A 15,484-nucleotide genomic window follows, 5' to 3' on the forward strand; every position below is an offset into this window, starting at 1 on the left:
GGAGCTATTATGCCAGAATTACCAGAAGTTGAAAACGTTCGAAGTACACTTTCAGACCTTATTATCTCGAAAAAAATTGACCAAGTGACGGTAAATGTACCGAAAATGATTGTACAGCCTGAAGCGGATGAATTCGTTCATTTGCTTGTGGGAGAAAAATTCGAAGCGGTCAGACGCCGTGGCAAATTTCTCATTTTTGATTTAACGAATTGTTCCATCTTGGCACATTTACGCATGGAAGGGAAATTTCGATTGCATCACGAAACCGATGAAGTTTCGAAGCATACGCATGTTATTTTCCATTTTACTGATCAAACGGAATTGCGCTTTTTAGATGTTCGTAAATTTGGCACGCTTGAACTGATTGAAAAATTTGGTGAAGCAAAAACGCGTTCCATTCAAAAATTGGGTCCTGAACCGCTTGATGCGCAGTTTTTGAAAGCGCCATTTGCGGCTGGCTTAAAGAAAACAACACGTGCGATTAAAACTGTGCTTTTAGACCAAAAGTTAGTTGCAGGGGTTGGAAATATTTACGCGGACGAAATTTGTTTTATGGCGAAAGTGATGCCAACTCGGCCGGCGAATTCCTTGACAAATACTGAAATTACGCGCATTTATGAGGCGACAAAAACGATTATGGCAGAGGCTGTTGAACTGGGCGGCTCCACGATTCGCACCTATGTGAATTCAGAAGGAAAACTCGGTCGTTATCAGGAAAAACTGGTTGTGTATGGTCAAAGCGGCGAGCCTTGCCCGATTTGCGGGACGGAAATTGAAAAAATAAAATTAAATGGACGCGGGACGCATTTTTGTCCAAAATGCCAAAAGTAGGTGGAAATGATGGGAATGACAATCGGACTTACGGGAAGCATTGCAACGGGAAAATCGACGGTTAGCAAAATGCTGCAAGATGCTGGTGTTCCAGTGGTTGATGCGGATATTTCAGCGCGCGAAGTCGTCATGCCGGGTACAACTGGACTCAAGCAAATTGCTGAGGCTTTTGGGACGGATATTTTACAAGCAGATGGGACGCTTAATCGCGCCAAACTTGGCGAAATCATTTTCGAAGACGCGGCGAAACGAGAATTGCTGAATCAAATTGTCCATCCACTTGTACGTGCCGATATGCTCGCTAAACGACGAATCCTTTTTTCTAAAGGGGAAAAGTGGGTTGTGTTTGATATTCCTCTCTTGTTTGAAAGTAAATTGACAGATTTAGTCGATATTACGCTTGTCGTGGCAACGAGCGAAGAAACGCAGTTAGCGCGGCTCAAGAAACGCAATCATTTAACTGAAAAAGAAGCGCGGCTTAGAATAGAAAGTCAAATGCCCATCGCCGAAAAACGACTTTATGCAGATATCGTCATTGATAATGATGATTCGCTTGCTACAACAAGAAAACAAGTGGATGAGTTTTTACAGCGACTAAAGTCATGGTATAATGAATAAAAAAGAAATGAGTCTTAGGAGTTGAACGAATGAATGAAATGTCCTACGTGCAAATATAATGGTACACGTGTTGTGGATTCAAGACCAGCTGATGATGGAAACTCCATTCGTAGAAGACGTGAATGTGAGAAATGCGGTTTTCGTTTTACAACCTTTGAAAAAGTGGAAGAAAGTCCGCTTGTTGTCGTAAAGAAAGACGGGGCACGCGAGGAATTTGCTCGTGAGAAAGTGCGCCGTGGTCTAATTCGCGCTTGTGAAAAGCGTCCTGTTAGCATGGAACAACTAGAAGAAATTGTAACGGAAATTGAGCGCGAACTTCGAAATATCGGAGATAGCGAAGTTCCTTCTGACCTCATCGGCGAAAAAGTGATGAATAAACTTGCGAAGCTTGATGAAGTTGCCTATGTGCGCTTTGCTTCGGTATATCGTCAGTTTAAAGATATTAATGTGTTTGTAGATGAATTAAAAGAACTTATGGATAAAAATAAAAAAGGATGATAGCAGTTGAGTGAATTCTGGATGGAACTTAGACCCGTCGATGCTTATCGTGTCAAAATGAACGGCGTCATCACACATTTCGATCAAAAAGTGGCGACAATGCTTTATCAGCCGCTCATGGGCGCGAATTGTCTTGCTATTTATCAGACGCTTCTTGCTGAAGTCGAGGAGAATCGCTTGTGGAGCAAAGAACACGCGCATACACAACTTCTAAATATGCTTTCTTTAAGCTTAAAGGATTTTTTTGATGCGCGCATAAAACTTGAAGGTTTGGGACTCCTAAAAACCTACGTGCAGACAGAAAATGAAGACCGTCGTTATGTGTATGAAGTCTTGCCACCGCTAAGTCCTGCGCAATTCTTCAACGATGGTTTATTAAATATTTATTTGTATAGTAAAATCGGGGCGCGCCAGTACAACCGGCTACGTCAATTTTTTGCTGATGATGCCTTTCATGAGCCCGATTTTCAAGAAGTGACGCGTGCCTTCCAAGACGTGTTTGAAGCGTTTCGCTTGAATGAAGTGGCGAGTCCAGAAGTGGAAAACGAAGAGTTGTTTGCTAAAAATCGGCCGAAAGAAATTGAACTGGACGCGAAAAATTTTGATTTCAAGACGTTCTACCAAATTTTGTCGCCGAATTTAATTCGCCGTTCTGCCATCACAAAAGAAGTGGAGCAGACGATTTTAAATATGAATAGCATTTACGGCACCGCTGAAAAGGAAATGACGAGCTTTTTATATCGCGCATTAAATACAGACGGATCCATCAATTGCGAACTTTTGCGGAAAATCATTCGGGACAGCTATCAAATTGAGTACCGCGCTCTGCCGACTTTGCAGACGAAGCAGGAAAGTGTAGACGCAGCGCCTCCGCTCGAAATGAATGACGAAACAGCGTTACAACTCTACCTTGAACGTGTGACCCCGTTCCAACTTTTAGTCGATATTGCGGACGGAGCAACGCCTGCTGAAACGGATTTACGCGTTGTCGAGGACGTGATGACACAACAAAATTTACCAGAACCCGTCATGAATGTGCTCATTGAATACGTCCTTTTACGGCTTGACCGCAAGCTTTCGAAGAACTACATGATGACGATTGCGGCTCATTGGAAGCGTAAAAATGTGAAGACGGCAAAGGAAGCAATGGAGCTGGCGCTTTCTGAACATGAGAAATATAAACGTTTGAAGGAAGAACCGGAAAATAACACAAAACGAAATCGTCATTTTTCCCAAAATAAAAGAAAAGAAGTGCTGCCAGATTGGTTCGATAAAGAAGAAACCAAACCAGCAGACAGTAAACTCTCGGATAAAGAGAAAACAGCACTTGAAGAGCAAGTTCAAAAAATAAAAGAACAATTGAAAAGGTAGGTGAAACAAGTGGATAAAATCGAACGTACGCTAGGCCAGTTATTTGAAGGACGGGACTTTGAAAAGGAATACCAACAAGTGAAAGAACAAGTCCTGTCGTATGAACCTATTCGCGCATTTTTGGCGGAAAACAAGACGGATATTTCCGAACAAATGATCAATCAAAATATTTCTAACCTTTATGAATTTATGACGCAAGACCGAAATTTTAAAGAAAAGAAAGAAACGCTTATGCCTGGATACGCGCCAAAACTTGTTTTAAACGGTGAATTTATGACGGTGACATACTATCCAACACCAGAAAAAATCGAACAAGACAAGCGCCGTGCTGTAGAAAGACGGATTCGCTCGCTTTATATGCCGAAACAAGTTGTCGAAGCCTCGCTCGACCAATTTTACACAGATGAGGATGCGCGGCAATATGCGCTCGTGGAAGCTTTTAATTTTTTGAAAGAATATGAAGCTGATGCTGGCATGGTAAAAGGCTTATATATTCATGGTAGTTTTGGTACAGGAAAGTCCTATTTGCTAGGAGCCATTGCAAGAGAACTCGCGCTACGCGGCGTTTCGACAACGCTTGTTTATTTACCTGAGTTCATGCGTGAGATTAAGCAATCGATTTCTGATAATACCGTAGGCGAAAAAATCCAGTTTGCCAAAGAAACAGAAGTCCTTATGCTCGATGATATTGGGGCAGAAGCGATGACAGCTTGGACGCGCGATGAAGTGCTTGGCGCGATTTTACAATTCCGCATGCAAGAGCAACTGCCAACATTTTTCTCATCGAACTACAACATGGCACAACTCGAAAACCACCTTACTTTTTCACAAAACGGGATGGAAGAGCAGCTAAAAGCACGACGCATCATGGAGCGCATTCGCTTTTTAGCCAAAGAAATCGAATTGAACGGCACCAATCGCCGAAATTAAAATTTTTAAAGAAAAGCTTGCAAAAAAATTTCTTTGTGCGTATAATGAGTACTAATAAATCACAAGTAATGATAAGGACAACCGCTTAATGGCATGTTTCAGAGATGGAGGGGTAGCTGAGAACCTCCTAACAGTAAATTAAGTTGGACCACCTTTGAACTTCTATCTGGAACGCTTAGCTAGTAAAGATAGACGATTCGCTCACGTTAACGGCGACAAGAGGGAGTAAGCTCGTCTTATTCCAAATCTTGGGTGGAACCACGAGTATACAAACTCGTCCCTTGTTTAGAGGGGCGAGTTTTTTTGTTGTTCTTTATTCATTAGTTGTAATCTAAATAAAGGAGTAGATCACATGAAAATTTCATTCCCAGATGGCGCAGTAAAAGAATTTGATAAGGGCGTTTCAACTGCAGACATCGCAGAATCAATCAGCCCAAGTCTTAAAAAGAAAGCATTAGCAGGAAAAATAAATGGCACATTGGTTGACTTAGTGACACCAATTGAAGAAGACGGGGCAATTGAAATTGTGACTCCTGACCACGCGGATGCGCTTGGCATTTTACGTCACAGCTCCGCTCACCTTTTAGCTCAAGCGGTAAAACGATTATATCCAGATGCTAAATTTGGCGTTGGACCAGCGATTGACACAGGATTTTACTATGACATTGATACAGACAGCGTGATTAGTGAAGAATCATTTGCTGCGATTGAAAAAGAAATGCAAAGTATTGTGCGCGAAAACTTACCTATTTCTCGCGAAGTGGTTTCTCGTGACGAAGCAATTAAACGGTTTAAGGCTATCAATGATCCTTATAAAATTGAATTAATTGATGCCATTCCTGAAGATGAGAACGTCACAATTTATACGCAAGGCGAGTTTTTCGACTTATGCCGCGGAATTCACGTGCCATCTACAGGCAAAATCCAAATTTTCAAATTGTTGAGTGTTGCTGGGGCATATTGGCGTGGTGACAGCAATAATAAAATGCTTCAACGGATTTACGGAACTGCCTTTTTCGATAAGAAAGACTTGGCGAACTTTTTAAAAATGCAAGAAGAGGCTCGTGAACGTGACCATCGTAAACTTGGAAAAGAGCTCGATTTATTTGCAAACTCAGCTGAAGTTGGTCAAGGGTTGCCACTATGGTTACCGAAAGGCGCAACAATTCGCCGCGTGATTGAGCGTTACATTGTAGATAAAGAAGAACGTTTAGGTTATAATCACGTCTACACTCCAGTAATGGCGAATGTTGAGTTGTATAAAACAAGTGGTCACTGGGATCACTATCATGAAGATATGTTCCCAACTATGAAAATGGATAATGAAGAGCTAGTTCTTCGCCCAATGAACTGCCCACACCACATGATGATTTATAAAAATGACATTCATAGTTACCGAGAATTACCAATTCGTATCGCGGAACTTGGTCTTATGCACCGCTACGAAATGAGTGGAGCACTTTCTGGCTTACAACGTGTTCGAGGCATGACTTTAAACGACGCACACGTTTTCGTTCGTCCTGACCAAATTAAAGATGAGTTTAAACGCGTGTTGGAACTTATTTTAGAAGTGTATAAAGACTTCAATATCAACGACTTTAATTTCCGTCTAAGCTACCGCGATCCTGAAAACACTGAAAAATACTTTGATGATGATGCGATGTGGGAAAAAGCGCAAACTATGTTAAAAGAAGCGATGGACGAAATGGGCATGGATTATTTCGAAGCAGAAGGTGAAGCTGCTTTCTACGGACCGAAACTCGACGTGCAAGTTAAAACTGCGATTGGCAAGGAAGAAACACTTTCGACAGTACAACTGGACTTCTTGCTCCCTGAACGCTTTGATTTAACTTATATCGGGGAAGACGGGGAAAAACATCGCCCAGTCGTGATTCACCGCGGTGTAGTTTCGACGATGGAACGTTTTGTTGCCTACCTAATTGAAGAGTATAAAGGGGCTTTCCCAACTTGGCTTGCGCCCGTGCAAATGGAAATTATCCCAGTTAATGCAGATGCACATTTAGCCTATGCAAAAGATGTGCAAGACAAATTGCAACGCGCTGGTCTACGTGTAGAAATTGATGACCGCAATGAGAAACTCGGGTATAAAATCCGCGAAGCGCAAACTCAAAAAATCCCTTACGCACTCGTTCTTGGGGATCAGGAAGCAGAAAGCGGCGAAGTAAATGTCCGTAAGTACGGTTCAAAAGACTCCGAAACAATAAAACTAGAAGACTTTATCCAAAAAGTGCTTCAAGAAGTGAATAAATATTAAGCAAATGCGCTTTTCTTGCAATAGTTGTTGTGAGAAAAGCGTTTTTCCGTTATACTAGAACGAGATTAGAAAAGCGAGGGCTTAAATTATGGATGTAAATCATGTAGAACTTGTCATTAGTGCGGTTTGGCAAGAGCAATATCCGGCAGACTCTTTGCCTGAATTTGCGCTAGCAGGACGCTCTAACGTTGGGAAATCTTCATTTATCAATAAAATGATTCGCAGAAAAAGCATGGCGCGAATCTCACAAAAACCTGGCAAAACGCAGACACTTAATTTTTATAAAATAGAAGAAAAATTTTATTTTGTCGATGTTCCAGGCTACGGTTTTGCTAAAGTTTCTAAGCGTGAGCGTGAAAAGTGGGGCGAAATGATTGAAACGTATATTACTTCACGCGAACAATTGCGGGCAGTCATTCAAATTGTTGATTTAAGACACAAACCAACAAATGACGATGTAATGATGTACGAATTTCTTAAATACTATCAAATTCCTGTCATTATTATTGCGACAAAGGCAGATAAAATCCCGCGTAGTAAATGGCAGAAACATGCTAAAATCGTACGCGAAACACTCGATTTTGATAAAGATGATAATTTCGTCATGTTCTCTTCGGAAACAGGTATGGGGAAAGAAGAGGCATGGGAATTCATTGAACAAAAGATGAGCTGAATGACGACCATTCAAGCTCATTTTTTTGTGGCAGATTATAATTTTTACAAACTAGCTAATTGAACTTCGACCTAGTAAAATGCTAAAATAAAATTATCTCAATTGTAGGGGGACTTTTAGATGTACATATTGTCTGTCGGGCTTAACCATAAAACGGCACCCATCGAGATTAGGGAGAAGCTCGTCTTCCAAACATCAGCAGCAGAACTGGCACTGAGCACATTAAACGAGGAAAAAAGCATCCTTGAAAATGTGATTATTTCAACATGCAATCGAACCGAAATTTTCGCTGTTGTGGATCAGCTTCACACAGCGCGTTATTATATGAAACGCTTTCTTGCAGAATGGTTTCAAGAAGATATGGATACACTCGCGAATTACCTCTTTTTTTACGAGGAAAAACAGGCCGTTAAGCATCTCTTTGAAGTTGCTGCCGGGCTGGATTCACTCGTTTTGGGGGAAACGCAAATTTTAGGTCAAGTCAAACAAGCTTTCCAATTGGCGCAATCAGTTGGAACAACCGGAACGCTATTAAACCAGCTTTTTCCTGAAGCGATTCGATTTGCAAAAAAGACACACCATGATACACGAATAAATGAAAATGCGGTTTCAGTGAGCTACGCAGCCGTTGAAGTCGCAAAATCAATTCATACAAACTTAGATAAGCAATCCGTCTTATTACTTGGCGCTGGCAAAATGAGCGAACTCGCATTAAAAAATTTAACTGGCAGTGGTGTGCAAAATGTTACAATTATGAACCGAACCGAGCAGACTGGTTTTGAGCTCGCACGTCATTTTCATGCGTCGTTTTCACCGATGCAAAAATTACAAGTGAAAATGGAACAAGCGGATATCATTATCGTTTCAACTGGGGCAAATGAATTCGTTATTACGGAAAGCATGGCAAAAAATGCCGTTTTAAAACGGTCAAAGCCACTGCTCATTATCGATATTGCTCTGCCACGTAATGTCGAACCTGCATGCGCACAATTAGCCAATGTATTCTTATATGATTTAGATGATCTGGATGGTATTATTTCGGCAAATACGGAAGAACGCAAACAAATCGTTAAGGCCTTAGAATTTGAAATTGAAGCCGAAACTGCTGCCTTTTTTGAATGGGAGAAGCAGTTAGGTGTTGTTCCTTTAATTCGTGAACTTAGAGAAAAGGCGCTATGCATTCAATCTGAAACGATGAAAAGTCTCGAGAACAAGCTGCCGGGTTTGACGGAGCGTGAGTATGTGCTGATTGGCAAACATATGAAGAGCATTATTAACCAACTTTTAAAAAATCCGGTTTCAGAAATCAAGGAAATGTCCATTGACGCCGATTCTGAAATGAAAATCCAATTATTTAAAGAAATTTTTGGACTGCAGGTAGCTGAATCTTCGCAGAACGCTAAAGAAATGAGGAAAACCTATGAAACGTGAAATAATTGTTGGCTCAAGAAAGAGCAAACTAGCTTTAACGCAGACGGGGCATGTCATCAGCGCATTGCAAGCAAAATTTCCAGATGTTACGTTTAAAATTCATGAAATCGTGACAAAAGGCGACCGAATCTTAGACGTCACGTTAAGTAAAGTTGGTGGAAAAGGACTTTTCGTTTCAGAAGTTGAGCAGGCTTTAGTTGATAAAAAAATTGATTTCGCTGTTCATAGTATGAAAGACGTGCCTTCCGAACTGCAAGAAGGTTTAACAATTGGCGCTATCCCAAAAAGAGAATCTCCTTATGATTGCGTTGTTTTTGTAGAAAAAACCAACTTGGATGAGCTTCCGCAAGGCGCTGTCATTGGAACGAGTAGTTTACGTCGTGCTTCGATGTTAAAACGCTATCGCGCAGATTTTCAAATCAAGTCAATTCGCGGCAACATTGATACGCGCTTAAAAAAATTGTATGCGGAAGATTTCGATGCTATCCTTCTGGCAGAAGCTGGTTTATCGCGTATGGGCTGGCTTTCTGATGAAACGTTAAGACGGCAAACCCTCGATGCCACAACTTGCTTACCGGCAGTCGGACAAGGTGCCCTCGCAATTGAATGCCGAAATGATGACGCAGAAGTACTCGCGATGCTTAGCGAAATCCATGATACAGAAACGGCTTTTTGTGTACGTGCTGAACGCGCCTTTTTAAAAACGCTAAACGGCGGCTGTGAAATCCCAATTGCTGGTTTTGCCCAAAAAGAAGCTGACGGCGGACTTGTCTTCACTGGATTCGTTGGAAGCGTTGATGGCATGACACGCTTAGACGTGCAAACAAGTGGCGACACCCCAGAAACAATTGGCATTGAAGCGGCCAATATCCTTTTAAAGCAGGGCGCAAAAGAACTAATTGACGCGCTTCGTTCGCTATGAAGACGGTCGTTTTAACGCGTGAAGTAGCGAAAAATCACGAGGCCATTCGAAATCTAGAAAAAAAGGCTATTCGCGCTATTTCGATACCACTAATTGAAACACGCCCACTCCCGTTAGAACAAGAAATAATTCTTGATACGTATGACTGGCTTTTTTTTACAAGCCAAAATGCTGTGCACTATTTTTTCAAGCGTTTCAAAAAATGTCCACCTACACTCAAAATAGCTGTCATTGGTTCAAAAACAGCAGATGCCTTAAAAAAATATAATTTGCATGCTGATTTTATTCCGAGCGAATTCGAAACGGAGGCTTTTGTTTTTGAGTGGTTACAATTTATAAGTGGAAATCCGGCGGTCCTTTTTCCGCAAAGCTTGAAGGGGCGGAGCGTTATCCCAACTTTACTAAAAGAAAAAGGGATTTTGGTGAACCGAGTGTTTTTATATGACACGTTTATGCCGGAAGTTGCACCTAGTCAGTTGCGCGCTTTCATGGAAGCAGAAGACAACTTTTACATCGCTTTTGCGAGCCCTTCTGCATGGGAAAATTTCAAAAAAATTATTAAAAAAAAGGCTGTTTGTAAATCAGTTAAAATTGCTTCGATTGGCTCTGTTACAAGTGAAGCAATCGAGCGAGATGGCTTTAAAGTCGATGTTCAGCCGACAATATTTACGATGGATAATTTACTAAAGGAGATAGAAAATGATGAATTTTGATAGACATCGCCGACTAAGGTCATCTGGCGCAATGCGTGACTTAGTTCGTGAAAATACCTTAACAATGAACGACTTCATATACCCACTTTTTATTAAAGAAGAAGGCGATGAGGTGACAGAAGTTGCTTCTATGCCCGGCGTGTACCAATACCCTCTATCTGCATTAAAGCAAGAGATAGAAAGCGTTGTTGCGTGCGGTATCCAAGCAGTCATTTTGTTCGGAATTCCTTCTGAAAAAGATGCAATCGGAACAGGTGCCTTTCATTCGCACGGTATCATTCAAAGAGCGACACAACTGATTAAAGAAACATATCCCAATCTTCTTGTAGTCGCTGATACGTGCCTATGCGAATTTACTGACCACGGGCATTGCGGGCTTGTTCAAGGTGAACGCATTTTAAATGATGAATCGCTTGACATTCTCGTTCAAACCGCTGTCAGCCAAGCGAGTGCCGGAGCTGATATTATTGCGCCGTCCAACATGATGGACGGCTTTGTCCAAGCTATCCGCCGTGGCCTTGACGAAGCAGGTTTTGAAAATATCCCCATCATGTCATATGCCGTGAAATATGCGTCAGCTTTCTATGGCCCGTTTCGTGATGCCGCAGATGGCGCGCCGCAATTTGGCGACCGGAAGACGTATCAGATGGATCCAGCCAATCGCCATGAAGCCTTTTTAGAAGCTAAAAGCGACGAAAAAGAAGGAGCAGACTTTATTATCGTCAAACCCGCTTTAGCGTATTTAGACATTGTCCGCGATGTCCGAAACGAAACACATCTACCCGTTGTCGCCTATAACGTAAGCGGCGAATACGCAATGGTTAAAGCCGCTAGCCAAAACGGTTGGATTGATGAAGAAAAAATCGTGATGGAAATGCTCCTCAGCATGAAGCGCGCAGGGGCTGACTTAATCATCACTTACTTTGCGAAAGATGTTGCGACTTATCTAAACAAGCAGGAGGGATAACATTGGATTTTTCAAACTCAAAAAAAGCTTTTTCTGAAGCAATAAAGCTCATGCCTGGTGGGGTCAACAGCCCTGTTCGGGCATTTAAATCGGTCGACGCAGCACCCGTCTTTATGGACCACGGAACTGGTGCCTATTTAACTGACATCGATGGCAACAACTATATTGATTATGTTTTATCTTGGGGGCCACTCATTTTAGGCCATGCAAATCCAAATGTGGTGGAGGCCCTGACAAAAACTATCCAAAAGGGCACAAGTTTCGGGACGCCCACAGAAATTGAAAATGAATTAGCTAAACTGGTCATTGACCGTGTGCCATCAATTGATATTGTGCGTATGGTTTCTTCAGGTACGGAAGCAACGATGAGCGCCATTCGCCTAGCAAGAGGCTACACAAAACGCGACAAGATTTTAAAATTTGAGGGCAGCTATCACGGTCATGGTGACTCTCTTTTAATTAAAGCAGGGTCTGGTGTCGCAACGCTTGGTTTACCTGACTCTCCCGGTGTCACGAGCGGACTTGCACAAGATACTATTACCGTCCCTTATAACGATTTAGAGAGTGCGCGTCTAGCTTTCAGTCATTACGGCGAGCAAATTGCATGCGTCATCGTTGAACCCGTTGCTGGGAATATGGGTGTGGTTCCACCAATTGCCGGCTTTTTAGAAGGACTTCGCAAGCTCACTACTGAATATGGTAGTCTGCTTATTTTCGATGAAGTAATGACAGGTTTCCGTGTCGATTATTATTCTGCTCAAGGCTACTACGTTGTAACGCCAGACTTAACGTGTCTTGGGAAAGTGATTGGCGGGGGAATGCCCGTTGGCGCTTATGGCGGAAAACGAGAAATTATGGAACAAATTGCTCCAGCTGGGCCTATTTATCAGGCTGGTACATTGTCGGGTAACCCATTAGCTATGACCGCTGGCTATGAAACGATTTCTCAGCTAACGCCACATCACTATGACCAGTTTCGCAGCTTAATTAAACGCATGGAAGAAGGCCTCACAAGTATTTCAGCAAAATATGAAGTGCCGCTATCTATCAATAAGGCGGGTTCCATGTTTGGCTTTTTCTTCACAGACAAAAAAGTGACGAATTTTGAAGAAGCTAAGACGAGCGATTTGAATTTCTTTAATGCTTACTATCGCGAAATGTTAAATCAAGGCATTTTCTTGCCACCATCTCAATTTGAAGGCATTTTCATTTCTACAGCTCATACAGAAAAGGAAATCGATAAGACGCTTGAAGCTTTTGAACAAACGTGTAAAACATTGAAAGCCAATTGACGAAATAGCCTCATTTTGGTAAACTACAAATATATATTGATAAAAAGCTTTGAAGAGGAAGAGTACATTATTTTCGTTTTTTTAGAGAGAAAGTGGTTGGTGAAAACTTTCATTCGAAATAATTGAAGGTAGCCTCGGAGCTGCTTTTCTGAACAATAAAGTAGGAGAAGCCGGTGAAACTCATCGTTAAACGAATGAAGTGCTCAAAATTTTTGAGTAAAAAGGTGGTACCGCGAATCCAAACTCTTTTCGTCCTTTTATAAGGACAAGAAGAGTTTTTTTATTTGATAAAAATAGGAGGTTTTAAGATGGAAAACCAAAATGAAATTGAAATGCCAACTAAATATGAACCAAATAACGTAGAAGAAGGTAAGTATGCTTGGTGGCTTGAACAGGGCTTTTTTAAAGCAGAAGGAAATTTAGAAAAAGAGCCTTATAGCGTTGTAATTCCTCCGCCAAACGTGACTGGTAAACTTCATTTAGGGCACGCTTGGGACACTACATTGCAAGACATTATTACCCGTATGAAACGCATGCAAGGTTTCGATACATTATATTTACCGGGTATGGATCATGCTGGAATCGCTACTCAAGCAAAAGTGGAAGCTAAATTAAAAGAATCAAATATTTCTCGTCATGACATTGGCCGCGAAAATTTTCTTGAGAAATCTTGGGAATGGAAAGAAGAATATGCCTCTTTTATTCGCGAACAATGGGAAAAATTAGGGTTAGGTCTAGACTATTCAAGAGAACGCTTCACGCTAGACGCAGGTCTTTCAGATGCTGTAAAAAAAGTTTTTGTTTCTCTATACGAAAAAGGTTTAATCTACCGCGGACAATATATTATTAACTGGGATCCGGTTGCTAAAACTGCGCTTTCCGATATTGAAGTTATTCATAAGGAAGTGGAAGGAAACTTCTACCATTTAAAATACCCTCTAGCTGATGGTTCTGGCTTTTTAGAAGTGGCAACAACTCGTCCTGAAACCATTCCTGGCGATACAGCGGTTGCTGTGCATCCAAAAGACGAACGCTACGCACATTTAATTGGGAAAACTATTTTACTTCCCATCTTAAATCGCGAAATCCCAATTGTTGCAGATGAGTATGTGGAACGCGACTTTGGCTCTGGCGCTGTTAAAATCACACCCGCTCATGACCCTAATGATTTTGAAGTTGGGAACCGTCATGATTTACCACGGATTATTATTATGAATGAAGACGGTACAATGAACGAAGCTTCTGGTAAGTACAACGGCATGGATCGTTTTGAAGCACGTAAAGCTATCATTCAAGATTTTAAAGAGCTTGATTTATTTATTAAACAAGAACCTCATATGCATGCAGTAGGGCATTCAGAACGTACTGATGCTGTCGTAGAGCCATATTTATCTATGCAATGGTTCGTCAAAATGGGACCTTTAGCAGAAGCTGCTATTGCGATACAAAAAGAAGAAGAAACAAAAGTTAATTTCGTTCCAAATCGCTTTGAGAAGACGTATACCACTTGGATGGAAAACATTCACGATTGGTGTGTATCAAGACAACTATGGTGGGGGCATCGCATTCCTGCTTGGTATCACAAAGAAACTGGCGAGATTTATGTTGGTGAGAAAGCACCAGAAAATATTTCTGAATGGGAACAAGATGAAGATGTCTTAGATACGTGGTTTAGTTCTGCACTTTGGCCTTTTTCAACTATGGGTTGGCCAGATACTGATGCTTCTGATTATAAGCATTTCTTCCCGAATCACACATTAGTAACAGGATACGACATCATTTATTTTTGGGTTTCACGAATGATTTTCCAATCCGTGGAATTCACAGGAGAACGTCCATTCAAAGATACACTTATTCATGGACTTGTACGTGATGCAGAAGGACGTAAAATGTCAAAATCTCTAGGCAATGGCGTAGATCCAATTGATGTTATTGATAAATATGGCGCTGATTCATTGCGTTACACACTATCAACAGGAACCTCACCAGGGCAAGATTTGAAATTTAGCTTTGAAAAAGTTGAAGCATCTTGGAATTTTATTAATAAAATCTGGAACGCTTCACGATTTGCGCTTATTAATATGGATGGCTTACAATACGATGAAATTGATTTATCAAAAATTATTGAAGTAAGTGATAAATGGATATTAACTCGTTTAAATGAAACCATTGAAACTGTTACTGCACTTTCTGAAAAATACGAGTTTGGAGAAGTGGGACGGACATTGTACAATTTTATTTGGGATGAGTTTTGTGATTGGTATATTGAAATTGCAAAAATTTCCTTGTACGGTGAAGATCAAGAAGCGAAGAAAACTACTCGTTCAGTTCTTGCTTTTGTACTGGATAATACAATGCGATTACTTCACCCATTTATGCCATTTGTTACAGAAGAAATTTGGCAAAATTTACCGCATAAAGGCGAGTCTATTACTGTTGCTGCATGGCCGCAAGTAGATGAAAGTCACATTGATCGTGCATCATCTGAAGCAATGAAAACTTTGGTTGATATTATTCGCGCAGTGCGTAACATCCGAGCTGAAGTTAACACACCTTTAAGTAAACAAATTAAAATTGAACTTAAACCAGCCAATAAAAAATTCAAAACCATTTTGGAAGAAAATATTTCTTACCTTGAACGCTTCTGTAATCCAGAAACGTTGACAATTTCTTTTGATTTGACACCATCTGATTCAGCAATGACCGCAGTCATATCCGGTGTAGAAATCTATTTACCATTAGAAGGTTTAATTAATATTGAGGAAGAAATTGCTCGCTTAGAGAAAGAACTTGAGAAGTGGAACAAAGAAGTGGCAAGAGTTCAAGGCAAACTATCCAATGAACGCTTTATTTCAAAAGCTCCGGAAAAAGTTGTTGCAGAAGAAAAAGCGAAAGAACAAGATTATTTAGCTAAAAAAGCATCCGTTGAAGAACGTATTGCTAATTTGAAGAAAAACTAATCT

Annotated in this window: 13 protein-coding genes and 2 other annotated features; all 13 genes read left to right on the top strand. The window is 41.0% G+C overall.

What is annotated here, in order from left to right; translation table 11 throughout:
- Positions 1–9: 9 nt before the first annotated feature.
- The 13 genes from mutM (at position 10) to CFS04_RS01845 (ending at position 15,481) form a co-directional block, all read left to right on the top strand.
- Positions 10–831 (top strand): DNA-formamidopyrimidine glycosylase, encoded by an 822-nt coding sequence (gene mutM, locus CFS04_RS01785; RefSeq protein ID WP_088808886.1) that lies wholly within the window; start codon positions 10–12, stop codon positions 829–831.
- A 9-nt stretch (positions 832–840) separates the two neighbouring features.
- Positions 841–1,449: a dephospho-CoA kinase gene (gene coaE, locus CFS04_RS01790; protein ID WP_088808887.1), complete on the top strand. Its 609-nt coding sequence runs from the start codon at positions 841–843 to the stop codon at positions 1,447–1,449.
- 33 nt (positions 1,450–1,482) lie between these two features.
- Complete coding sequence (nrdR, locus tag CFS04_RS01795) at positions 1,483–1,947, top strand: transcriptional regulator NrdR (RefSeq protein WP_088808888.1); 465 nt, start codon at positions 1,483–1,485, stop codon at positions 1,945–1,947.
- A gap of 6 nt (positions 1,948–1,953) precedes the next feature.
- Positions 1,954–3,318, top strand: a complete 1,365-nt coding sequence (locus CFS04_RS01800) for a replication initiation and membrane attachment family protein (protein WP_088808889.1) — start codon at positions 1,954–1,956, stop codon at positions 3,316–3,318.
- 9 nt (positions 3,319–3,327) lie between these two features.
- Positions 3,328–4,248, top strand: a complete 921-nt coding sequence (dnaI, locus tag CFS04_RS01805; protein WP_088808890.1) for a primosomal protein DnaI — start codon at positions 3,328–3,330, stop codon at positions 4,246–4,248.
- A gap of 59 nt (positions 4,249–4,307) precedes the next feature.
- Positions 4,308–4,533 (top strand) — a binding site (T-box leader).
- 67 nt (positions 4,534–4,600) lie between these two features.
- The gene (thrS, locus tag CFS04_RS01810; RefSeq protein WP_088808891.1) at positions 4,601–6,523 is read left to right on the top strand and encodes a threonine--tRNA ligase; all 1,923 of its coding nucleotides are present in this window, start codon (positions 4,601–4,603) and stop codon (positions 6,521–6,523) included.
- A gap of 88 nt (positions 6,524–6,611) precedes the next feature.
- Positions 6,612–7,196: a ribosome biogenesis GTP-binding protein YihA/YsxC gene (gene yihA / locus CFS04_RS01815; protein WP_088808892.1), complete on the top strand. Its 585-nt coding sequence runs from the start codon at positions 6,612–6,614 to the stop codon at positions 7,194–7,196.
- A gap of 120 nt (positions 7,197–7,316) precedes the next feature.
- Positions 7,317–8,627 (top strand): glutamyl-tRNA reductase, encoded by a 1,311-nt coding sequence (hemA, locus tag CFS04_RS01820; RefSeq protein WP_088808893.1) that lies wholly within the window; start codon positions 7,317–7,319, stop codon positions 8,625–8,627.
- Entirely contained in the window at positions 8,617–9,549 is a 933-nt protein-coding gene (hemC, locus tag CFS04_RS01825; protein ID WP_088808894.1) for a hydroxymethylbilane synthase, read from the top strand. Before hemA ends, hemC begins: the two co-directional genes overlap by 11 nt.
- A complete protein-coding gene (locus CFS04_RS01830; protein ID WP_088808895.1) occupies positions 9,546–10,262 on the top strand; it encodes a uroporphyrinogen-III synthase in 717 nt (238 codons plus the stop codon). Before hemC ends, CFS04_RS01830 begins: the two co-directional genes overlap by 4 nt.
- The gene (gene hemB, locus CFS04_RS01835; protein ID WP_369821457.1) at positions 10,252–11,229 is read left to right on the top strand and encodes a porphobilinogen synthase; all 978 of its coding nucleotides are present in this window, start codon (positions 10,252–10,254) and stop codon (positions 11,227–11,229) included. The genes CFS04_RS01830 and hemB overlap by 11 nt, the downstream gene beginning before the upstream one ends.
- Positions 11,230–11,231: 2 nt before the next feature.
- Complete coding sequence (hemL, locus tag CFS04_RS01840; protein ID WP_088808897.1) at positions 11,232–12,521, top strand: glutamate-1-semialdehyde 2,1-aminomutase; 1,290 nt, start codon at positions 11,232–11,234, stop codon at positions 12,519–12,521.
- Positions 12,522–12,561: 40 nt separating this feature from the next.
- Positions 12,562–12,781 (top strand) — a binding site (T-box leader).
- A 48-nt stretch (positions 12,782–12,829) separates the two neighbouring features.
- A complete protein-coding gene (locus CFS04_RS01845; RefSeq protein ID WP_088808898.1) occupies positions 12,830–15,481 on the top strand; it encodes a valine--tRNA ligase in 2,652 nt (883 codons plus the stop codon).
- Positions 15,482–15,484: the final 3 nt, after the last annotated feature.

It is taken from the genome of Listeria sp. ILCC796, from assembly GCF_900186175.1.
GTDB lineage: Bacteria > Bacillota > Bacilli > Lactobacillales > Listeriaceae > Listeria > Listeria goaensis.